Consider the following 24,921-nt stretch of genomic DNA (forward strand, 5'->3'; position numbering starts at 1 on the left):
TTTCCCCAGTTATATAACTGATTTAGTATGATTTTCTCTTTTGTATACTCTGTGCAGTTTAAAATAAAAATATCCGTAAAAGAGTATTATTACAGGAAATATCAGCCAGGAAAAGCCTCGGCCCACTGCAAAAGGAGTTTCAAACATAAAAGCCTTCCAGAATTTTGTACCTGTCATGTCCCAAAGGCCCGGTGTATAATACAACTCTTGCGGATACAGGAAAGCCCTAAGGTTTATATACCCGTTATTGATAAACACTATAGTTATCGGTATGTATGCCAGTACCAGTGTCAGCCACATGTCGGCCATTCTCTTATATTTTGCTGCCTTAGAGGGAGCATCAGAAAATATATCGTCAGCCTCAGCGCAGTTTGTTTTTTTGAAATACTGTACACCCGAATACTTAGTCCCTTTGATATGCATCCAACCGCTGTCTTCAAACATTAGCAGATAATCCAGGAAATCATTTTGTGACTTAAAATACCTGTAGTCGGATTTTATAATTACGTAGGGATTGCTTTCCTCAATGAAATAATATGTGCAGCCGGTAGAATATACAAGTTCTTTTCCTTCCTTAAGCATTTGATTTATCCATTTTTCTTCTTTTACAGGATCCATAAAATATTTTCTTATTTTCATTATTAACAATCACTTCCTTCAGTAATCTTATAACCATATTTTTCTGCTACGCTTACAATGTGTGCCAACCTGTTTGTTTCCTGCTGCAATACCATTTTCCCAAGCTCTGTAATCTGATAAACCTTTCGTCTCTTATCACCGACATCCAAAATGCTGATTAAATTTTGTTTTGTCAGGTTCTCCAATGCTCCATACATGGTACCCGCAGCAATTCGGACTTTTCCGTTGCTTAACTCCTCAACCTTTTGCATAACAATATACCCATGTCCAGGTTCATTCAGGGAAAGGAGAATATACAAGGTTGTTTCTGTTAATGGAAGGTATTTATCTAAATTCAATTTATCACCACCTATAAACTATACAGTTAAACTGTATAGTTTGATTATATACAGTCATACTGTATATGTCAATGAGTAATTAAAAAACCACCATATAAATTCAGTCAATGTCTATGGCGGCCGTTAGTAACATTAAATTTTTGCTTTGTTAATAAGGGATTGAAGATTTCTATCGAATTCTAAAGGAAAATAGTCTCCCACAATGTTGTCATCCTCAAGAAATAAAATTTTATTTTTCAAGATAAACTGTGTCCCCTGCAATAGGTTTAAGGTGCAAAGGTTTCCTCCTACAATTTCACCCTCACAAGAGCCCTCCTGAATGACATAGTATTCTTTTGCTTGTTGAGACGGCTCAATAAAATACTCGCCGGAATTTATCAAACATTTCTCAAAATATTGGTTTGTATACTCAATACCATCACTAAATCCAAATGAAGTAAAATTAGTACCACAATAAGTAACTAATCCTGTTTTAGTATAAATCGCATTACTTAATGCAGTAATATCAGAAAAACCACATAGAATTTTAGGATTATCTTGTATTATAGAGTAATCTATATATTCTAATATTTGATTCACATTAAAGCCGCCAACACAAGCAATTATCGCTTTAACATTTTTATCTATAAAAGCAGTATGTAGGTCTTCAACTCTTGACTGTATGCTAGAAGAATTTGTTTCATCAATTTCCCGACTATTCGTTGAAAAAGATACTATATACCCTTTATCCGAAAGGAATTTCAGAGCATTTTCAAAAACATCCTGCCTTGCAACGCTTAAACTTCTGGAAGGAGCAATTGCCCTTATTTCATCACCAAAATTTAGTTTTTGCGCAATCATTGATTCACCTCAAACTTTCTTTAAATATTGTTTTTAACAGTTTACATGGAACCTGTTGATTATGAAAGATTTGCAGCATCCCTTTGGGTGTTATTTTATATTCTGCTAACTCATCTTTGTGGAAAACTACTGCTTTGGCTTCAATATTTATATGGTCTTTAAAAGGAATAAGGCGAACAAAATAAAAGCTTTAAAATTTCAAAGAACAACTTAGCTTATCACTTTTTCCAAAATTCAAGATTATTATATTCCCCAACTGTCTTCTGCAGATATTTCTCATCAATTTCAGGCCATTCGAACCCTATTCTACCTAAAAACCAATCGGTAAATTCACATCTGACTGCCGGAACTTTTAATTTTGAATTACTGTTTTCAGTCATTAGAACAAGCTGTTCGAATAAACGTTCATTTATCCGGTTATTTCGGTATTGCTCCAAAATTATATCATCCTCCGTGTATTTCAAATCAATGCCTGCTTCTTTAATAGCCTCATACAATTTACTGAACGTAACTTTCTTCTCATTATATAAATGATAGACTGAGAATTTGTTACAGTGATTACGACATATTTTTACTATACCTTCGGCAGTTTTGTCCACAGCAGAAAACTGCAGCTGAAAATCAAGAATTTCGTCAGTAACATAACCCATATCAATTATTGATTTGATATTATTAGCAAATATGTTGTCCTGATAGTTCATCATTGTCATTCCATCAGAATATCTGTTTGTCAGGTTCCCTACTCTTATAATAAGAGCGTCGCTACCGGCAGAAAAAGCATTCAGAACCGCCTTCTCCGCCATGAATTTTGTAGCTATGTAATTTGATAGTGACAAGTCCTGTCCAATATAAAAATCTCTTTCATCAAAATAATTTTTGACTGAATCTTTAGGTATTGAACCGCAGACACTTATTGTCGAAACATATGTGAATTTCGCACCGATTTTTGAAGCAAAATTTAAGATATTCTCCGTGCCCAAAACATTACTTTTATAGAAATCTGTGTAAAAGCCATAATGTTTGGTAGTTGAAGCAGCGTGTATAACTGTCTGGATATTACCGGGAAGCCTTGATTCAATGTCATTATCTTCAATGTTTCCAGGGACTACCATGATTCTTTCACCAATAAGGCTGTCATATCTATTTCCAAAATAGTATTTAAATACCTTCCTTATTCTCTCATAGCCGTCTATTACGCTGGTACTTCTGACAACACAATATATCTTTCCCTTTTCAACATTTATCAGGTTGTCTACAATATGTGCACCTAAAAATCCTGTTGAGCCGGTAACCAGTACATTTCCAAGACTATTTTCATTGACTTCAATATTATTGTCTATCATATTGGATGAAATCAGCTCATTATACTTTGAATACAGGGAAACCTCGGGATTAAGCTCTTTTATCTCGACCTCACTATCCCGGATAATTTCCTGTGACATTTTCGCGACGGTCTTTTTGTTGAAAACGCTTTGAATCGAGAGGTCTACCCCTAGTTTCTTGAGCCTTCCTACAATGTTTATAGCTTTCATGCTATTTACGCCAAGTTCAAAAATATCATCATTTATTCCAACACGCTCCAGTCCCAGCACTTCACAAACTACCCTGCAAAGTTTCTCCTGAAGTCCATTTTCAGGTGCAACATATTTTGTCTTTGCATTTAATTCTATTTGGGGTAGCTTCTTTTTGTGAATTTTTCCGTTTTTTGTTAACGGAATACTATCTATTTGCATTATGTGTGTTGGTATCATATATAAAGGAAGTTTCCCGGATAATATTTCACGTACCTTATCCGGCATTACTTCATACTTGGATACAATATATGCATATATACATTTATCGCCGGACTTATCTTCTGAGGCCACTACTGCGGCATCATCAATTTTGTCCAATTTTCTCAGGACGTTTTCTATTTCCGAAAGTTCTACTCTGTATCCTCTTATTTTAACCTGATCGTCTATTCTTCCCAAAAACTCAATATTTCCATCCGTCATCCATCTTGCCAGATCCCCGGTGCGGTACATTCTACCTTTACCAAATGGATTTTTGACAAACATCTCGGCTGTCAATTCCGGTAGGTTCAAGTATCCCCGGGCGAGGCCTACTCCAGCAATGCACAATTCGCCCGGTACTCCGATTCCACACAGTTCCATTCCGTCAAGAATATATATTTGTAAATTATTGATAGGCTTACCAATAGGAAGTCTTTCCGGAATTCCACTATTCTTATTATACTCCCAATGGCTTGCACATATTGTAGTTTCAGTAGGTCCATATGCATTTATATATCTTCCTCCAGTTTTTTGAGCAATTTCATGGTTGGCTTCAGAACCTGCTGTAATAAGTACTCTGATTTGAACATCCCCGAGTTTAGCATAATATACAGGTGGTAAAGTTGCCACGGATACGTCCTTTTGCTTTAGTAACATAACCAGTTTACTAATATCCTGAATCTGATCTTGGTTAGGAATTACAAGGGTAGCACCGTGTAGAAGTGTCATATATATTTCCCATACCGAAGCATCAAAACAGCAGTTTGCAAATTGAAGGATATTGTCTTTTGCATTTATTCCGAACGCATCCTTGAAATAGCCCTTTAGGTTGGTTATTCCAGCGTTTTCAATCATGACCCCTTTGGGTCTCCCCATGGTCCCCGAGGTGTAGATGATATATAGGAGATCGTTGGGCGTATTTACGTGCCCCGGGTTTTCAGTCCCACCATTATAGACCTCCCTGTCAAAGAGGTCTATGTCCGGGATATCTGTTTCTACCGACAGTTCCACTCTTCCAAGAAGGATCGCTTTTGGTCGGCAATCCTCCAGCATATACCGGATTCGTTCCTCCGGGTAGCCAGGATCCATCGGTACATAGGCTCCGCCCGCCTTGATGATTCCTAAAATTCCTATGATCATCTCGAAGCTTCTTTGGGTCAGGATCGCTACCCTGTCGTCCGGTTTAACACCAAGCTTCCGCAGCCTGTATGCCAATTGGTTTGCTTTTTCATTCAGCTCCTTATAGGTCATTTTTTCTTCTTCAAATACGACCGCAATATTGTCCGGTGCCTTCTGGGCCTGCTCTTCGAACAGTTCCACTACCGTTTTGCCACTGGGATATTCTACGGCCGTGTCGTTGAAGGTATCGACGACCAGTCTCTTTTCTTCTTCATCCAACATACTCAGTTCACTGATCTTTCCCTCCGGATTTGCCGTTATTTCGTCGACCAGATGGCTGAAGTGCTTCATCATCCGTTCCACACTTCTCTGTGCGAACAGGTCGGTACAGTATTCCCAGTTCATTGCATAGCCATCTTCCGTTTCACTCATATTTAGGGTGAGGTCGAATTTGGCGATATTGTGTTCACTGTCTATGCTTGCCATCTTCAAACCGTTCATTTCGAAGTTTACCTGTTCGTTATTCTGCAGGACAAACATGACATCAAAAAGCGGGTTCCTGGATAAATCCCGTTGTATCTCCACCGATTCCACCAGTTCCTCAAAGGGATATTCCTGGTTTTCATAGGCATTCAGGGCACTTTCCCTGACTTCTTTCAGAAAATCCAGATATTTTTTGTCTCCTTTAGGATACCCCCGCATTGCCAACGTATTGACAAACATGCCCATCATTTGCTCGGTATCTTTATGGGTCCTTCCCGAAATAGGACTACCGACAACAATATCTTCCTGACGGCTATATTTGCCAAGCATTATCATCATCGTGGAAAGCAATACCATATATGCGGTTGCTCCTGTCTTCCGACACAGTTCATCCACCGCTTTCTTCTGTTTAGCCGTCAGCATTCCGTTGATGCTGCTGCCTGCATAGCTCTGTATCTGCGGTCTACTGTGATCAAGTGGCAAATCCAAAACCGGTACTGATTCTGCAAACACACCCTTCCAGTATTTTTTCTGTTTCGACAGGTCTCTTGTCCGCAGCCATTCGCTGTAATCCTTGTACTGGACGCGCAGCGGTTTTAATTGCTCTCTATTGTACAGCCTGAACAATTCTTTTGTCAGAATACTTATGGACATACCGTCGGAGATGATGTGGTGCATATCGAACATGAGTATCGTTTTGTCTCCTCCTGTTTTTACTGCTTTCATCCGCATCAGCGGTGCCTTTCCGAGGTCAAACGGATGCACGAAACCGGACAGCAGGTTTTCTTCCTTTGTCCATTCTTCATACTCCAATTCAATCCTAACTTCTTTAGCGACCTTCTGTACGGCTTCCCCGTCCTGTATTTGGAAGCTGGTTCTTAAGACCTCATGTCGTTCGGTTAACTGTTCCAATACAGATTTTAAACGTTCAAAATCCAACGTCCCCTGCATTTCCAGTTCCACCGGCATATTGTAGGTGATGCCAGTATCGTCTATCTGGTTGATCAGGTACAATCTCTTTTGTGCCGACGACATGGGGTAGATTTCTTTTTCCTCCGTCTGTGGGATCGGAATATATTCCTTTTCTTTTACTCCTTCCACTTCTTTAGCTAGAAGCTTGACGGTAGGAGCAGTAAAAATGGTCTTCATTGGTAGGCGGACACCGGTCTTGGCTTCGATTTGGTTGACAACACGGGTAGCACGCAAGGAATGACCTCCCATTTCAAAGAAGTTGTCTTCAATCCCCATCGCTGTAACGCCCAATATTTCTTCAAAGATGCCTGCAATGGTTTCTTCCATCTTGTTTCGCGGTGCAATATATTCCCGCCCGCTCACTGCTTCCGGTTCCGGCAGGGCACCTTTGTCAAGCTTACCGTTCCTTGTAACCGGAATCTTTTCGATCTGAAGGATATATGCGGGTACCATGTATTCCGGCAGTTCTTTTCTAAGGCTGTCTTTAATGTCGCTTGCCCGGATTTTCTGATCCGATACTATATAGGCACAGATACTCTTGTCTCCGCTTTTTTCTTTGACCGCCACTGCCGCATCCTTGACACCGATTTGCTTTTTCAACACACTTTCGATTTCAGCCAACTCAATACGGAAGCCGCGGATCTTTACCTGCTCGTCCATCCTGCCCAAATACTCGATGTTGCCGTCTGGTAGCCATCTTGCCATATCCCCGGTCCTGTATATTCTTTCCCCCTGTACAAACGGATTTTCTGTGAATTTTTCCTGAGTTAGTTTTTCATGGTTCATATACCCTCTCGCTAAACTTTCCCCGCTGATGCATAACTCCCCAGCTACGCCTACCGGCTGTACTTTATTCCCGTTCAATATATACACCCTTGTATTATTGATAGGTTTTCCGATTGGTATGTTGGTACTACTATTTTTAACAGTATAGCAGGTGGCAACTACGGTATTTTCCGTAGGACCATAATTGTTTACGAGCTCATAGCTCTGCTTTTTATAATATTTCAGCTTGTCGCCTCCGGTGAGTAAGTACCGTAAGCTTTTGTTTTCCAGTTGCATGAACTGCTCGCATATTTGCGTCGGCAGAAAGCTGATGCTGATTTCGTTCTTTTCGTAATATTCGTTTATCTTGTCCACATCCAGCTTGATTTCTTCAGGGATGATATGGATTGCAGCTCCCCGGAGGAGGTATGGGAATATTTCCCATACGGATGCATCAAAGCCGGTTCCGGCATATTTGGTAGCCCGGTCCCGTTCTGTTACCCCATATCTGTCAATGTGCCACCAGCACAGATTCACCAATGCCCGGTGTTCCACCACGACGCCTTTGGGCATTCCAGTTGACCCGGAGGTATAGATTACGTATGCCATATGGTTCGGCTTGGTGATTGTCTTAACGACTTCCTTTCTTTCTGCCGGTGTCCGGATACTTCCGATTTCTATGATATCGCCGTCAAACTCAATCTTCCTGCTCATTTCCTCTGTGCTGACCAACAGTTTTACACGGCTGTCCTTGAGCATATATTCGATTCTTTGCTGCGGATAGTTTGCATCAATGGGTAAATAAGCCGCACCTGCTTTTAATACCCCCAGGATTGCCGTAAACATGTCCACCGACGGATTCAGCAATATCCCCACAACTTCATCACAGTCAATACCTTTTTCCATAATGTTTTGGGAGACTGCCTCCGCTCTGCTGTCCAGTTCTCTATAGCTGATCTTTTCTTCCCCATGCACAACGGCAATATTCTCCGGAGTTCTCCCCACCTGCTCCTTGATGAGTTCATGGATGGTCTTGTCCCCCGGATATTCTGCTTTCGTATTGTTGAAGCCATAGATTATACTTTCCTTCTCCATATTCGACATCATGTCCATATCTTGCAGTTTTTTCTCCGCATTCTTTACAATTTCATGGAGTAGATTTTTAAAGTGTCCTGCGATTCTTTCCACTGTTTCCTTCTTAAACAATTTGGTACAATAATTGATGAGGAAACTGATCTTATCCCCACTGACTGTTGCCAACAGCGAAAGATCAAATTTTGCCGTTCTGTCGGCGGTTTCATAGGGTTTGAACCTATGTCCCGTCTCTTTTGCTGATGTTGTTCCTGCACTCTGCAGGACAAACATGGTATCAAAGAGCGGATTTCTGCTTATATCCCGTCTTGTATCCAGCTTCTCTACAAGCTCCTCAAATTGGAAATTCTGATTTTCATACGCCCTTAATGCATTTTCCCTGACTTCCTCCACGAATTTTCTGAAAGTCTTTCGGCATTCAGGGTAGTTCCTCATGGCCAGCGTATTTACAAATATTCCCATAAGGTTTTCCAAATCGGCATGGGGTCTCCCGGCGATGGGTGTTCCTACGATGATATCTTCCTGCCCGGTATACTTCGAGAGCAGTACATTATATGCTGCCAACAGCACCATATACAGAGTCGCCCCTGTGTCTCCCGCCAGCTTCTCCAAACCTTTTGCAACCTCAGGAGCCACATCGAATGCAATACTGTCTCCTTCGAAGCTTTGCACCCGCGGTCTTGTAAAGTCTTCGGGAAGGTTGAGAACAGGGATTTCCCCCTGGAATACCTTGAGCCAGTATTCTTCCTGTTTCCGTATCCTGTCATCCGCCTTCATCCGGTTTTGCCATGCGGAATAATCCTTGTATTGGATTCTTAATTCCGGCAGTTCCCTTCCTTCATACAGTGCTGCAAATTCCCGTGCCAGAATATCCATGGAGACACCATCCGATATGATATGATGCATATCAAACATCAGTATATGTCTTGTTTCACTTAGCTCAATCACACCTGCTCTTAATAAAGGTGCTTTGCCCAGTTCAAAGGGTTCTAAAAAAGAATTTACCTTTTCTTTTACTTCAATCTCACTATTAACAGAAATTTTTTTTATGCTAAAATCAATTGTATCAATATTATGTACCCTCTGTACTATTAATCCATCTATTGTTTCAAAACTTGTCCTTAGAGTCTCATGCCGTTCTATTAACTTTCCAAAGGCTCTGTCAACTTTTCCTGTATCAAATTCTCCTTCAATAAACAGAGCTGACGACATATTGTAGGCAGTACTGTCTTTCTCAATCTGCTGCAATATATACATTCTTTTTTGAGCCGAAGATGCCTCATAATATTCCTTGTCTTCAATTTTCTTTATTTCCTCATATGCAAGCTTTTCTCCGGAAACTATAAAATCACTTATAGATTGTATAGTTCTAAGATTAAATATATCTTTTAAAGAGATTTTAGTGTTAAGCTCATTATATATTTTTGTCACCATTACAGTAGCTTTCAGGGAATCTCCTCCCAATTCAAAAAAATCATCATATTTATTTATTTCCTCTACACCCAGAAGTCTTTGAAATATTTTCACAAGAATTAACTCAATTTCGTCTTTCGATATTGCATTTTTAATATTTCTGTCAAGCTCTTCACCACAGTGTTGATTTTCTTCCATATAGAGCTTAGACTCTTTATTCTCTAGCTCTGGCATACCTTTTAGGTATAATTCCAAAGGATATGTGGACACTATTAATTGTGACAGAATATAGTCCGGCAAATTACTGTCCAAAATCCGCTTTAAAACCTCGATACCCTCAGTAGTAAGCATACCCGTTTCCAGATTTACCAGAGAATTACCATTTTTCAAAGACTCTACTGCCATACCAACTTCTTTCCAGCTGTCCCAATTGATAGATACCGAATATATTCCAGCCTGATTGGATTGATATTGAGAGAAAGCATCCAGAAAGCTATTTGCTGAAGAATATCCAATCTGACCGTAGGGTGCGATAATGGAATTCAATGATGAGCATAATATAAGGAAATCAAGCTTGTTGTTTTCTATAAATTTATTAATTTCCAATGCTCCATAAATTTTGGGAGCAATAACACAATCTGTTGTCGCTCTGTTTCTTAGCTGAATCATACCTCCATCAGGTAGTCCGGCACCATGAATAATTCCGTTGACTTCACCAAATCGTTCATGAATTATGGACATGGCTCTACTCATCTGATAAGTATCAGAAACATCAGCATTAATCAGTAAAACTTCTGCTCCTGATTCTTGCAGTCCTTTAATTTTAATGATTTTATCCGATAATTTACAATCCTTTTCAGAAGAGTTTAAATAGTCATCCCAATTTTCACTTGGTGGTACCTCCGTACGTCCTATTAATACCAGCTTTGCCCGTACGGTCTTAGCCAAATACTCTGACATTGCCAGACTAATGCCGCCAAGACCTCCGGTAATTACATATACACCGTTTTCCCTCAGACGTGATGGTATCCCATGGCATTCTTTTAATTGTATTGGCTTAAAGTTCTGTACCCAGCGGTATTTCCCCCTATACGCAACCAGTGGGTCATCCGTGCTGACTGTCAATTCTGAGAACAAACAATTTATAAGCTGCCGCTCCTTTATTTTATCTGTTTGAGGAAGATCGATATCAATACCTGTACACTTAATATTATGGTATTCCTTCGGTATAGTTTTTATTGGTCCAATAACAACTGATTTCTCCGGGTTAACGCTCTCTTCCCCAGTCACTATATGCATATTATTAGTTACTACTTTAATGGATACCTTTTCTAAAAAGTTTAATTCGCCAATTGCTTGGACAATGTAAATTAATCCATATAACCCCATATCAACTGCGTTTTTAACTTTACTTTTATCCAGTTTGCAAGGGGTATCATCTGTTAAAGTCCACAAATACAAGATTACATCCGGAGTAAATTTTGATTTGTCCAAATCAATAAACAAACTTTTGTAGTCTTTATCCTTCACAGGGTTAATAAAATAGCTGCAACGAGTTTCCTTGTAAAACTCAGCCCCCACCCTTACAATTCTTAAGTTACAATTTGATAACTCCATACTTTCTATCAGCTTACTGCTAAATTCAAGTGTATTTGTAAAAACCAGTATATTCTTCCCAGTGTCAACACTTATATTACTATATGGTAAATCTGTACGCTCCCAGGACGGAATAGAAAACCAGTTATTAATATCTTTCTTCTTATAGGTTTGAGTTAGTTTTTCGTAACTTTGATTATAGTCCATATCAATCCAATAACGTTTACGTTCAAAAGGATAGGTAGGTAAAGGTATACGTCGCCTTTTTTCATTTTTATAAAACTGGTTCCAATCTATTTTTACTCCCACGCACCACAATGTTCCCAATTGGTTCAAAAGAAACGCCATATCTGATGGAGCTTCCTGAATTGAATTAAACAAATTCATAATTTGACTTCTGGGAGACTGCTCTTCTACATCTTCCCTAACATGTCTTATTAGATTAACAACCGGAGTCCGGGGGGTATAGTCTTCATGCAGTCTGACCGAAGTATTCAATGTCCACCCGGCTCCCACTTCAATAAATACAGTATTATCATTTTTCAGTAATTCAGTAATCCCATCTGCAAACCTTACTGTTCCTAATATGTGTTCTGCCCAATATTCGGGGGCAGTCGCCTCCTTAGCAGTAATCCATGTACCCGTTACATTTGAAATATATGGAATCTTAGGCTTATTCAATTTTATTCTTTCTAATTTATTCAAAAAGGATGGAATCATTGATTTCATTGCGGAAGAATGAAAAGCATGTGAAACAGGCAGCCTTATTCCCTGGAGCCCCATCTCATTTAATTGTTTTTCGAACAGCTCCATAGCTTGTTTACTTCCTGATACAACGCAGACTGAGGAACTATTCACCGCTGCTAACGATATCTCCTCAGTTAAGAGTGGCCTCAGCTCTTCTTCTGAAATCATAACACTGAGCATTATTCCGGCAGGCTGTTCCTGCATAAGCTTTCCTCTTAATACAATCAAATCTAATGCATCTTCTAATGTAAACACTTCAGCCAAACAGGCAGCGACATATTCTCCTAAGCTATGGCCAATTAGAGCATCAGGTTTAACGCCCCATTTTATCAGGCTTTTAGCTAATGAATATTCCAGAATAAAATTTAAAGGTTGCGCCACCAACGTATCTGTAATACTGACATTGTTTATATTGTTGAATTTGTCCATAGGAAACAGGATATTTTTAATATCAAAATGCAACATGGGTTTTAAAACAGCAAAGCAGCGGTCCATCTCCTTCCGAAAGTATGGATCACTTTGGTAAAGTTCCAACCCTATATTTATGTATTGATATCCCTGACCCGGGAACATAAATACAACAGTATTCTGGTCTGCTTTCGCAATTTCAGCAATATATGTTTTATTTAATTCACTAATGGCACCTTTTACATTTTGGAATACCACTGCTCTTCTGTATTTGAATTGAGTTCTTCCTATCTGCATTGTATATGCAAGGTCAGGAAGGCTTATATCCGGATTTTGTTCCAGATAATAAGCCAAGTTCCCTGATAGCTTATCAAGGGCATTCTGAGTTTTTGCAGATAATGGAATCATGCACCAACTATTTTTACTTGCTGGCTCATAAAGTATTGGTGCTTCTTCAAGAATAATATGCGCATTAGTACCACCAATCCCAAATGAACTTACTCCTGCCCTTAGTGGGTATTTTTCATTTTCCCATTTGTTCAAACGTTTATTTACAAAAAAGGGACTGTTATCAAAATCAATGCTTGGGTTAGGATTTTCATAATGTAGGCTTGGCGGCAGCTCTCGATTTTTCAATGCCAGTACTGTTTTTATAAATCCGGCCACCCCCGATGCAGCATCGAGATGACCTATATTTGTCTTAAGCGCTCCAAGTGCGCAGTATTGTTTCATATCCGTATTAAAAGCAAATTTTAGTGCTTCAAGCTCTATAGGGTCACCAACCGGTGTCCCTGTTCCATGAGTTTCAATATAGCTTATGCTTTCCTCTTCCACTTCAGCCATCATCAATGAATCCCTGATAACTTCCGCTTGTCCCAAGACACTTGGGGCTGTAAATCCTACTTTTCTGTTTCCGTCATTATTAATCGCACTTCCTTTAACTACAGCATATATATGGTCACCATCATTAATAGCATCTTCCAAGGTCTTCAAAACTACAACTCCTGCTCCATTACTCATAACCGTACCTCTGGATTTTTCATCAAAGGTACGGCAATGACCGTCTGGAGATAGCGTCATACCATCCTCGTATTTATATCCGGTTATTTGAGGCAGCATTATGGAGACCCCGCCTGCCAACGCTATGCTGCATTCACCGTTTAGCAGACTTTGACATGCCATATGAATTGCCACCAACGAAGTTGAGCATGCCGTCTGTAATGTTATTGAAGGACCTTTAAAATTCAATTTATAGGCTATAAGTGTGCTCAAGCAATCTCTGTTAGATAATATAGTTTTGGTCAGCATATCTACATCCGAGTTCCCAAATAACGAAGCCCTCTGCCTCCAATGAACATTATCCGAGGCTCCTGCATATAAGCCAATTGGTTTTTTATAAGAAAAAGGATCATACCCTGCATTTTCCAAGGCTTCCCAAACACACTCAAAAAACACACGTATTTGAGGGTCCATTACTTCCGCCTCACTTGGTGTATAACCAAAGAAATATGGATCAAAATATTCCGCATTAGAAACCATACCCTTTGCTTTTACATATTCCGGGTCATTCAAACAATTAATATCAACCCCGTTTTCTATTAATTCACTATCAGAAAAGAAGGAAATGGATTCAATTCCATTTTTCAGATTGCTCCAAAATTCATTGATGTTATTTGCCCCCGGAAACCTGCCGGCTAATCCGATAACCGCAACTTCGAGCCCATTTTTATTATTAATCTCTTCCATGAATTTCGTTCCTCTTTTCTCTTTGTAGTAAAATATTCTTTTTATTCCTTCGTTTACTTACAAAATCTGATGATTCTTCATCTGTTATAGAATATTGTGCTTCATCCCGCTTAAACAAGTACCTGCTTAATGATGAAATTGTCGTATTTGCATATAAAGACACTATGGATATATCTACATTAAGCACCGCTTTTAATCTTTGCCTTAACTGAATTAAATGCAATGAATAAGCACCCAAATCAAAGAAATTATCATCACGTCCAATATCCGGATATCCTAATATTTCCTTTAAAATATCTGTGAGTTTTGACTCAATATCACTTTGTGATGTAATATCCTGTAGATTCAGACTTTCTTCCGGATTGTTACTTTCTTCCGACTTAATTTTGAACTGTTCATGTTCCATGTCCCATATCCTTTTAAGGTATGCTTCTAAAGGATATGGGGATATTAGTACTTGAGCTAAAAGATGATTGGGCAGATTACTGTTCAGGATTCTTTTGAAAACCTCAATGCCTTCTGAAATAAGCATTCCATTTTCCAAATTGTCAGAAGAATGTGCACAAGCCAAATTTACAGCCATTCCCGTTTGTTTCCAAGTATCCCAATTAATAGATGCAGTGTATGTATGCCCCTTGTTACATTGATGCTGAGAAAAGGCATCCTGAAAATTATTTGCCGAGCAATAGCCTATTTGACCAAACGGCGCAATTATAGAGCTAAGAGATGAGCAATATATCATGAAATCAAGTTTGTTGTGTTCAATAAATTTGTTAATTTCCAATGTGCCTTGAATTTTTGAAGACATGATGCTGTCTGTTGTTTCTCTGTTTCTTAGTTGAATTAATCCACCATCAGGTAATCCTGCGCTATGAATAACTCCATTAACTTCTCCAAATCGTTCATGGATTACAGACATGGCCTTACTCATCCGGTAATTGTCGGAAACATCCGCATTAATCGGCAGAACCTCTGTCCCCAATTCTTCTAGCTCTTTGATTTTCATAATTTTATAAGCTAATTTGCTATCCTTTTCAGTAGAGTTTATATAGTCATCCCAGTTTTCCCTTGGTGGTATCTCCGTACGTCCTATTAATACCAGCCTTGCCCTGACGGCTCCGGCCAGATATTCCGATATGGCCAGGCCAATACCGCCAAGGCCGCCGGTAATCACATATACACCATTTTCCCTTAGTCGCCATGGCACACCCTTGCATTCATTCAGTTGTATTTCATCAAAACTCTGTCTCCAGCGATAATTACCTCTGTACGCAACTAGTGGTTCATTATCTGTAGCTGCCATCTCCGCCAATAAACAGTTTATAAGCTGCTGTTCTTTTGCTTTATCCTCCTGAGGAACCACAATATCTATACCGGTGCATTTAATATTGGTATATTCCTTTGGTATAGTTCTAATGGGCCCGGCAATAACAGCCTTCTCAGGATTAATATTTTCTTCTCCGCTTACCATGTGCATACTGTTAGTTACAACGTTAATGGATATTTGATCAGGTATATTTAACTCCCCGATTGCCTGAGCAATATAAATCAAACCGTAAAAGCCCATATCAACCGCAGTATTGACTTTATCCCAATCCGACTCATGAAGATTATCTTCCGTTAAAGTCCACAAGTATAAGATAGTATCAGGAATATTTTGTGATTTGTACAGTTCCCTAAACAAGTTTTTATAATCATCACTTATATCAGGGTTAATAAAATAACCGGATTCAATATCCCTATCCTGGCAAAATGAAGCCCCGCTTTTTACAAATGTTAATTGCTTGCCTGCTGATTCTAAACTTCCTGCTAAATTGTTGCCAAAATCCGTTTGGTCTATAAAAACTAATATATTTTTAAAGGTTTTAAAATCTTTACTGCCATAAGATAAATTCCCACGCCTCCAGATTGGAATGAAAAACCATTCACCCACCTCTCTCCTTTTGTAATTGTCAGTGTACCTGAAATCAAGGGTCTTTAAATAACCACGGTGCTCTTTATCAATCCAATAGCGTTGCCGTTGGAATGGATAGGTGGGCAGTGGAATCCTTCTTCGTTTGCCATTCTTGTAAAACTGCTTCCAATCTATCTTTATTCCGGCACACCAAAGCCTGCCAAGTTGAGTTAAGATAAAGGACATGTCTGATGCTTCTTCGGGTAAGGATTTAAACAAAGCTGAAATATTAAGTCTCTGAGATTGTCCTCCTCTTTCCTCCTTAGAGTGCCTAATTAAATTGACAACTAAAATGTCAGGTGTACAGTCCTCGTGCAATTTCACTGATGTATTTAATGTTCGTCCCGCTCCTATTTCAATAAATACTGTAAAGTTTTTTCTAAATAATTCACCGATACCATCTGCAAATCTTACTGTACCGGTTGTGTGTTCCGCCCAATATTCCGGATTTGTGGCATCTTGAGCTGTAATCCATGTACCGGTTACATTTGAGATATAAGGTATATCAGGTTTTTTCAATTCAATTCTTTCTAACTTATCTTTAAATAATGGAAGCATTGCGCTCATTGCATTGGAATGAAAAGCATGTGAAGCCGGTACCTTCATACATTCATATCCCATTTTATTTAATTTCTCTTCCAGTAAATCTATAGACTCTTGACTACCGGATACAACACAGATCGAAGAACTGTTTACTGCTGCCAATGATACTTCTTCAATTAATAGTGGTTTCAGTTCAGTCTCAGAAATCACTACACCAAGCATTCCGCCTTTTGGCAGCTGCTGCATAAGTCTTCCCCTTAATACAATTAAGTCCAGTGCATCCTCCAAAGTGAGCACTTCCGCCAAACAGGCAGCAACATATTCACCTAAACTGTGTCCAATTAAAGCTTCCGGTTTTATTCCCCACTTTATCAAGGTTCTAGCCAACGAATATTGTATAATAAAATTTAATGGCTGAGCTACCAGCGTATCTGTAACTTCCATATTATCGGAACTGTCTTCAGGAAAAAGTATGTCTTTAATGTTAAAAGTCAGCATTGGCTCTAAAATACAAAAGCAATTATCCATCTCTTCCCGGAATGCCTGCTCGCTTTCGTAAAATTCCCTTAACATATTTACATACTGGTATCCTTGTCCTGAAAACATAAATACGACTTTACCATTATCCTGTTTTGCAATTTCAGCAGTATGGTTTTTATTTAACTGATTAACAGCATCCTGTAAATCCTGAAATACCACCACTCTTCTATACTTTAGCTGAGCCCTTCCCACCTGCATCGTATATGAGAGATCTGAAAGATTTATATCCTGGTTCCGCTGCATATACTCAGCAAATTTTCCCGACAGCTTGTCAAGAACACCCGGAGTTTTAGCCGACAAAGGCAACATATACCACCTCCCGGATTCTTGAGTACTCTCAGTTACAGGTGATTCTTCCAGGATAACATGGGCATTGGTTCCTCCTATTCCAAATGAACTAACCCCAGCACGTAAAGGATATTCTTTTCTCTCCCAGTCCCGCAATGATTCGTTTACATAAAAGGGGCTATTTTTAAAATCAATCTTTGGGTTGGGACTTTTATAATGCAGACTTGGGGGTATTTGTTTATTATATAAAGATAATACCGTTTTAATTAAACCTGTAACACCTGCAGCAGTGTCCAAATGTCCACAATTGGTTTTTACTGAACCAATTGCACAGTAATTCCTCTTTGTTGTGTTGAATGCCTTCTTTAGTGCCTCGATCTCTATTGGATCCCCTAAAGCAGTTGCCGTACCATGGGCTTCTACATAGCCGATAGTCTCAGTACTTACTTCAGCGAAATGACAAGCCTCTCTTATAACCCGGGCCTGCCCCTCAACGCTTGGCGCAGTATACCCTACTTTTCCGGCTCCATCATTATTGATTCTGCTCCCTTTTATTACTGCCCATATGTGATCTCCGTCCTTTACAGCATCTTCCAGCCGTTTTAAAACAACGACTCCGGCACCTTCTCCAGAAACGGTCCCACTGGCTTCTGCATCAAAGGACCGGCAGTGACCGTCACTTGACATTATCATTCCTTCCTGAAACAAGTACCCGTTTTTATGAGGGAAAGTTACAGATACTCCTCCCGCCAAGGCTATATCACATTCTCCTTCTAATAATTTCTGGTATGCTACATTTACTGCTACCAGTGACGTTGAACATGCAGTCTGTACAATCATGCTCGGGCCTCTCAAATTAAGCTTGTATGATATACGTGTAGTCAGGAAATCTTTATCAGCTAACTGGTAATTACTAAATAAATAAGATGTATTACTCTGATTGGTATAATCAGACACTAATGTCTGCCAGACTGTATTGTTTGATGCTCCTGCAAAAAGTCCTATTAAGCCCCCATACGAGTAAGGATCATATCCGGCGCTTTCCAGTGCTTCCCATACACATTCATGAAATATTCGAATTTGGGGATCCAAAAGTTTCGCATCACCTGGTGAGTAGTCAAAAAAAGCAGCATCAAAGTACTCAGGTTCACCTATAATTCCCTTGGCTTTAATATAATGAGGGTTTTTAAGCAAGTCCTCTTCTATTCCCTCTTCTCTAAGCTCATCATCTGTAAAATGAGTTATAGATTCTATTCCATTCTTTATATTTTCCCAGAATTCATTAACGCTAGCTGCTCCAGGGAACCTGCCGGATAAGCCAATTACCGCTACGTCTTTGTTTATCAATCTGTCGTTCTTGTTTATATTTAATTCTTCTGGATCTTCCTGCCCATTATTCAAATAATTCATTAGGGAACTGATTGTTGGGTACTGAAAAAGAGTTGTAGTAGATATTTCCCCTGCAAATTTACCCTTAAGCTTCTGATTTATGAGACTGCTCAATCTTATGATAGATAATGAGTTACCTCCTATATCAAAAAAGTTATCTGTAATTCCTATTTGCTCCCGATTCAGAACCTCCCGCCAAATATCAGCAATAACTTTTTCATAATCTGTTTTTGGAGCTATGTATTCCACTCCGGTATTAACACTGTCAGATGGCTTTGGAAGCATTTTTTTATTTATTTTCCCATTTGAAGTAAGTGGTATTTGTTCAATTTCTATAAAGTGTGAGGGTATCATATAGTCAGGCAGGCTTTTTCTTAGCCCCTCTTTTATATCTTCCATATGACATCCGGCCTGCGCTACCACATATGCACACAGGCTCCCATCCCCATTTTCGTCCTTGTTCTCCAATACCACTGCTTCCTTTATTGAAGGATTTCCAAGCAGCTGTGCTTCTATTTCACCCGGTTCTATTCTGAAGCCTCGAATTTTAACCTGATTATCCATACGTCCAAGAAATTCTATGTTGCCGTCAGGAAGCCACCGTGCCATGTCTCCGGTACGATACATTCTTTCCCCAGGCATAAATGGATTAGTCACAAATTTCTCAGCTGTAAGCTCTTGCCTGTTAATATATCCCCTTGCGAGGCCATCTCCTCCAACACACAATTCGCCACTTACCCCCATGGGTTGTAAGTTATCGTACTTGTCCAGTATATATGCAGTTGAGTTGTTTACAGGTATGCCTATTGGTATGTTTTGCTCATAAGTCTTATTTATTTTAAAACATACCGAAAATGTAGTATTCTCTGTAGGCCCATACCCATTTGTTATAATAAGCCCGGGGCATACATTTCTTACAGCATTTATGTGAGCTGGTGACAGTTTATCCCCTCCAACCAGCAGTTTTTTCAGGCCATTGAATATCTCCGGCTTTTGTGTAGAAAACTGGTTAAAAAGCGGTGAAGTAAGCCACATAGTACTTATATCGTATTTTTTTATGGCGGCGCTAAGATTTATAGGATCCAGAATAATATTCTCATCAGCTATATAAAGCTTTAATCCATTTAACAGCGCTCCCCAAAATTCAAATGTTGTAGCATCAAATGCCAACGCGCCCGTCTGTAGTATACTGTCATTTTCTTCAAAATCTATATAATTGGTGTTTTTAACAAGCCTGACCACGCTTCGGTGTTCCACCATAACGCCTTTTGGCTTTCCCGTTGACCCGGATGTGTACATTACATATGCAAGATGCTTCGGAGTACCTGTTTTATCAGGATTTAAAGTATTTCCGGCATATAGATTGCTATCGCTAAGATTTACTATGTACCCGGCAAAATCTGTTTTACCTATTAGATAATCACATGTTAGCAATATACCTGTTCCACTGTCTTTAAGCATAAAATTTATTCTTTCCTGCGGGTATCGAGGATCTATAGGAAGGTAGGCACCTCCTGCCTTCAGTATACCTGTTATGCCTATTATCATTTCTATTGAGCGTTCTGCAATTATACCAACAATCGTATCAGGTTGTACTCCTTTTTCCCTAAGCACCCATGCAAGACTATTTGACTTATCATTTAACTCCCTATAAGTAAGTTTACTTTTTTCAAACACTACTGCTATATTATCAGGAGTCTTTTCCACCTGTTCCTCAAATATTTCATGTATAGTCTTATCCTTGGGATAATCTTCCTTTGTATTATTAAATGTATATAATATTTTTTCCCTCTCTTCGTCAGTGATGATATTCAACTCTGAGAGCCTGGTATTCAAGTCCGCGGTGATGTTGCTCAGGATATTTGTGAAATGCTTTGAAAACCTTTCTATTGTTTCTTTACCAAACAATTTTGTACAGTATTCAACTTCGAAAGCAATCTTCCCATTCTGCTCCCAAGCGTTCAATGTAATATCAAATTTTGATGTCCTGTTTTCCACTGTTTGAGTTATGATCTTCAAGCCGTTAACCTGAATATCCCTGCTATTTGTATTTTGAAGAACAAACATAGTATCGAATAATGGATTCCTGCTCATATCCCTTTTTATGTTAAGCTTGTCAACCAATTCTTCAAACTGGTAATCCTGATTTCCATAGGCCTTTATGCAGCTCTCCCTTACTTCTGCCAGAAATTCATTGAAGGTCTTTTCGCCTGAAGGATAGTTTCTCATGGCAAGTGTGTTTACAAACATGCCTATTATATCCTGCAAATCCGCATGAGGCCTGCCTGCTACAGGTGATCCCACTACTATATCTTCCTGACCTGTATACCTGTACAGCAGAGCGTTATATGCTGCAAGCAGCACCATGTACAACGTCGTACCTGTTTTCTTTGCAAGGCTGTTTACTTTCTGTGATATTTCTTCATCCACTTCGAAGGCTATCCTATCCCCTTCAAAGCTTTGCACCGGTGGTCTTTGGTAATCTGTTGGCATATTCAATACAGGTACTTCATCCTCGAATTTATGCAGCCAGTATTCTTCCTGTTTCTTTATACCTCCGGTCCTTAATAGTTCATTTTGCCATTGTGAAAAGTCCTTATATTGTATCTTGAGTCCTGCCGGTTCCTGTCCTTCATACAACTGGGAAAACTCCCTTACAAGTATGTTAACTGATGTACCGTCTGATATTAAATGGTGCATATCAAACATCAACAGGTGCCTGTCATTTCCAATTTTGATAAACCCTACCCGCAAGAGCGGTGCCTTGTTCAAATCAAACGGACGGATAAATTCATTTACTATTCTGCCTGCATTATCCTCACCGGACTCAAAATAGTCTACTTTGAACTCTGCTTCTCTGTGTACCTTCTGTACCGGTTCACCATCTGACATTTCAAATGATGTTCGCAGAGTTTCATGCCTCCTTATTAGAGCTCTGAAAGCATCCTCAAATCTATTTGTATCCAGTTTGCCCTCCATTAGTATAGTACAGGGCATATTGTAGCTTTTACCTGCTCTCTCAAATTGATTCAATATATAGAGTCTCTTCTGTGCAGCAGATACAGGGTAGTATTCTTTTTCGCCTGCAGGAATTATTGATGAATATATACTCTCATCAGTACTTTTTATATATGCAGCAAGCCCCTTTACTGTGGGCAGATTAAAAATCTCCCTCAAAGGCATTTCTACGTTAAACTCTTTGTGTATCTTTGAAACAAGCAGTGTAGCCTTTAATGAATGTCCTCCAAGTTCAAAGAAATTATCATTTATACCGACCCTCTCAACTTCAAGGACCTCCTGCCATATTGTTACCAGCTCTTCTTCAATTCCATTTGTAGGAGCAATATAAGGGATGCCTGTACTTATATTGCCGTCAGGTTCCGGTAATGCCTTCCTGTCAATTTTCCCATTGTGTGATAGTGGTATATCATCAAGATGTATGAAATATGGCGGTACCATATAGTCTGGCAGTTCACCAGATAAATGGCCTCTTAACTCTTCAAGACTCAATTCGCTGTCAGACACATAATATGCACACAGGTACTTCCCGCCATCACTGTCATCTTTTGGGATTACAACTGCCTCTCTGATCTGCCGGTGCTTCAGAAGCTGTGTCTCTATTTCACCAAGTTCAATTCTGAAACCTCTTATCTTCACCTGGTGGTCCATACGTCCCAAATACTCTATGTTGCCGTCAGGAAGCCACCGTGCAAGGTCACCGGTGCGGTACATCCTTTCGCCCGGGATAAATGGATTTGGCACAAATTTTTCTTTTGTAAGCTCAGGCCTATTCAGGTATCCCCTTGCAAGCCCGTCACCGGCAATACATAGCTCACCCGGAACCCCTACAGGCAGTAAATTATTATATGCATCAACAATGTAAAGTTGAATATTGTCTATTGGCTTTCCTATAGGTATGCGCTCAAGCTTTTTATTACTTGAACAATCAAAGTATGAAACGTCTACCGTTGCCTCTGTAGGTCCGTATAAATTATGAAGCTTTGCTCCGTAGTTTTTATTTATGTATTTGTTAAATTTCTCTATCTGGCTTAAAGTTAAAGCTTCACCACTTGCATATACCTGTCTTAATCCTGACACCCTTTCAAATTCCTTAAAATGTTCAAGGTACTCTAGGAAAATTTTTAACATTGAAGGTACAAAATGTACTGTAGTTACGCTATATTTCTCTATTGCATCAGCAATTTCGCCCGGGTCTTTTTCACCTCCGGGTATCAACATACATACCCTTGCTCCGAAATGTCCCCACCAGAAAAGTTCCCAAACAGATACGTCGAATGTACATGTCGTTTTCTGTAATATCACGTCCCCGGGTCCTATCGGATACATCTTTTGCATCCAGTTCAGTCTGTTGATTACTGAATAATGTTCTATCATAACACCCTTTGGATTTCCGGTGGAGCCTGATGTATATATGACATATGCAAGATTACCGGATGTACTTGTATGACCGGGGTTGGAAATATCCCTATGATAAAGGTTTTCATCTTCTATGTTCAGAATGGTTACAGCTAAGTCTGTTTTTGCCTTAAACTTTTCCTGCATAAGTATTATCCCAGCACCACTGTCACTAATTATGTAGTTTATTCTGTCGTTGGGAAATCCGGGATCTATGGGCAGGTACGCGCCTCCGGCTTTGAGTATCGCATATATGCCTATTATCATCTCTAGTGAACGCTCTGCCATTATTCCAACGATTGCATCGGGTTTTACTCCTTTTTCTATCAGTACCCTGGCAAGACTGTTTGCCTTGTTATTCAGCTCACGGTATGTCAACTGATTGCCCCTGAATACCACAGCTATATTATCCGGAGTCCTTTCCACCTGTTCCTCAAATGCTTCATGTATAGTCTTATCCTTGTGATAGTCTGCCTTTGTATCATTAAATCTGTATAATATCTCTGCTTTTTCTTCTTGGGAAAGATAATCCAAACCTGTAACGTCTTTTGTGCCGTTCATTAACACTTCATTTATAAGATTATTAAAATGCCTGACTATGTTCTTCATAGAGAATATATTGTCAAAAACCCCCAATTGGTAATCAAAATCAATCTTAACATCATCTTCCGAATCAAATTCCCTAATAAACACAGACAAAGCATTTTTTTCATTCCAATGAGTCAATGCCTCCGAATGAGCCGGATGCCCGCAAAATATAGAATCATGGCTATGTTTTTCATATGACAGAATTATGTCAAAAACACTTTTCTTATCCTCCGTGTTCCCGCCTAGTTCATTGAGAATTTCACCAAGGCTAAGTTTCTGGTGCCTATAACATTCTTTCAAATTTTCTCTTATTTTTTGCATCAAATTAGTAAAGTTTTGTCCACTATGAATTGAGATTGTGAGAGGGATTATATTTACAAAAAGACCTATTGTGGATTTAAATTTTGAGTTTCTCCTGTTTAATATAGGTACGCCTATAACAAGCTCGTTTTTAGAACATACTCTGCCAAAATAAACAGCCAGTATCCCAAGAAAAAAATGAAATGCAGAACATTTATTAACTTTGCAAAATTCAATTATTCTGTTGTAAAGGTGTTGTTCTACAACTATTGACTCTCTGGAACTTGTAATAAGGCTGCTGTCATCTTTATTGACAATAATTTTTCTTGGTATAAGTGGTTCCGGCAATCCTTTTAACTTTTCTCTCCAGAATATTCTATCTTCCGCATTTCTATAATTGTAATCTTCAAGTATAAAATCGATATATGAGTATGTATTTTTTACAAAATCCTGTCTTTCAGATAACAGGGCAGTGTATATTTCCCTCACCCTTTTGCCTATAAGTGAGAAGCCATATCCATCTGTTATCAAATGATGTGCTTTGCAGAAAATATAATAAAGATTTTCACCTGCTTTAATCAAGCATGAAGTAAACAAAATATTATTATAAATATTATATGGCATCAGCATTTCATTAGCCATCCAATTTATACTATATTCTGACGGATTTTCTTCGTTTGAAAAATCATACACTGAAACAGCATATTCTATCTGCGTTAAAAACCTTTGATAAGGTTGTCCGGATTTCTCAAAAAATATTGTTCTTAGTGCATCATTTTCTTTCATAAGATAATCTATAGTTTCCTGAAAAATTCGTAGATTAATTTCACCTATAATCTCTGTATACCCGCCTATATTATAAAATGGCTTATCAGGATATAATATTTGTTCAATCCATATATCCTTCTGGTATGAGGTGAGTGGATATTCTTCTGTATGTATAAACATAAGCTTAATTTCGCCCCTCTCGTGT

General features: G+C 39.0%; 5 protein-coding genes. All 5 read right to left on the reverse strand.

The annotated features are described in order from the left end of the window. Positions 1 to 9 precede the first annotated feature (9 nt). The 5 genes from L323_RS30630 to L323_RS30645 all read right to left on the reverse strand — a co-directional run bounded on the left by L323_RS30630 (position 10) and on the right by L323_RS30645 (position 24,896). On the reverse strand, positions 10 to 639 hold the full coding sequence (locus tag L323_RS30630; RefSeq protein ID WP_031342028.1) for a DUF2812 domain-containing protein: 630 nt from the start codon (positions 637 to 639) through the stop codon (positions 10 to 12). A gap of 2 nt (positions 640 to 641) precedes the next feature. After that, positions 642 to 977, reverse strand: a complete 336-nt coding sequence (locus tag L323_RS30635) for a PadR family transcriptional regulator (RefSeq protein ID WP_020815479.1) — start codon at positions 975 to 977, stop codon at positions 642 to 644. A 132-nt stretch (positions 978 to 1,109) separates the two neighbouring features. After that, a complete protein-coding gene (locus tag L323_RS30640) occupies positions 1,110 to 1,817 on the reverse strand; it encodes an LD-carboxypeptidase (RefSeq protein ID WP_020815480.1) in 708 nt (235 codons plus the stop codon). Between the two features lie 218 nt (positions 1,818 to 2,035). Then, complete coding sequence (locus L323_RS40565) at positions 2,036 to 13,930, reverse strand: hybrid non-ribosomal peptide synthetase/type I polyketide synthase (protein ID WP_020815481.1); 11,895 nt, start codon at positions 13,928 to 13,930, stop codon at positions 2,036 to 2,038. Further along, positions 13,917 to 24,896 (reverse strand): hybrid non-ribosomal peptide synthetase/type I polyketide synthase, encoded by a 10,980-nt coding sequence (locus tag L323_RS30645; RefSeq protein WP_020815482.1) that lies wholly within the window; start codon positions 24,894 to 24,896, stop codon positions 13,917 to 13,919. The genes L323_RS40565 and L323_RS30645 overlap by 14 nt, the downstream gene beginning before the upstream one ends. Positions 24,897 to 24,921: the final 25 nt, after the last annotated feature.

Origin of the sequence: Ruminiclostridium papyrosolvens C7, assembly GCF_000421965.1 — a bacterium.
Lineage (GTDB): Bacteria > Bacillota > Clostridia > Acetivibrionales > DSM-1351 > Ruminiclostridium > Ruminiclostridium papyrosolvens_A.

Bases quoted from the DNA above. Each gene is read 5' to 3' on its own strand.
- L323_RS30630 (WP_031342028.1), bottom strand. From the start codon at position 639: ATGAAAATAAGAAAATATTTTATGGATCCTGTAAAAGAAGAAAAATGG.
- L323_RS30640 (WP_020815480.1), bottom strand. From the start codon at position 1,817: ATGATTGCGCAAAAACTAAATTTTGGTGATGAAATAAGGGCAATTGCT.
- L323_RS40565 (WP_020815481.1), bottom strand. From the start codon at position 13,930: ATGGAAGAGATTAATAATAAAAATGGGCTCGAAGTTGCGGTTATCGGA.
- L323_RS30645 (WP_020815482.1), bottom strand. From the start codon at position 24,896: ATGTTTATACATACAGAAGAATATCCACTCACCTCATACCAGAAGGAT.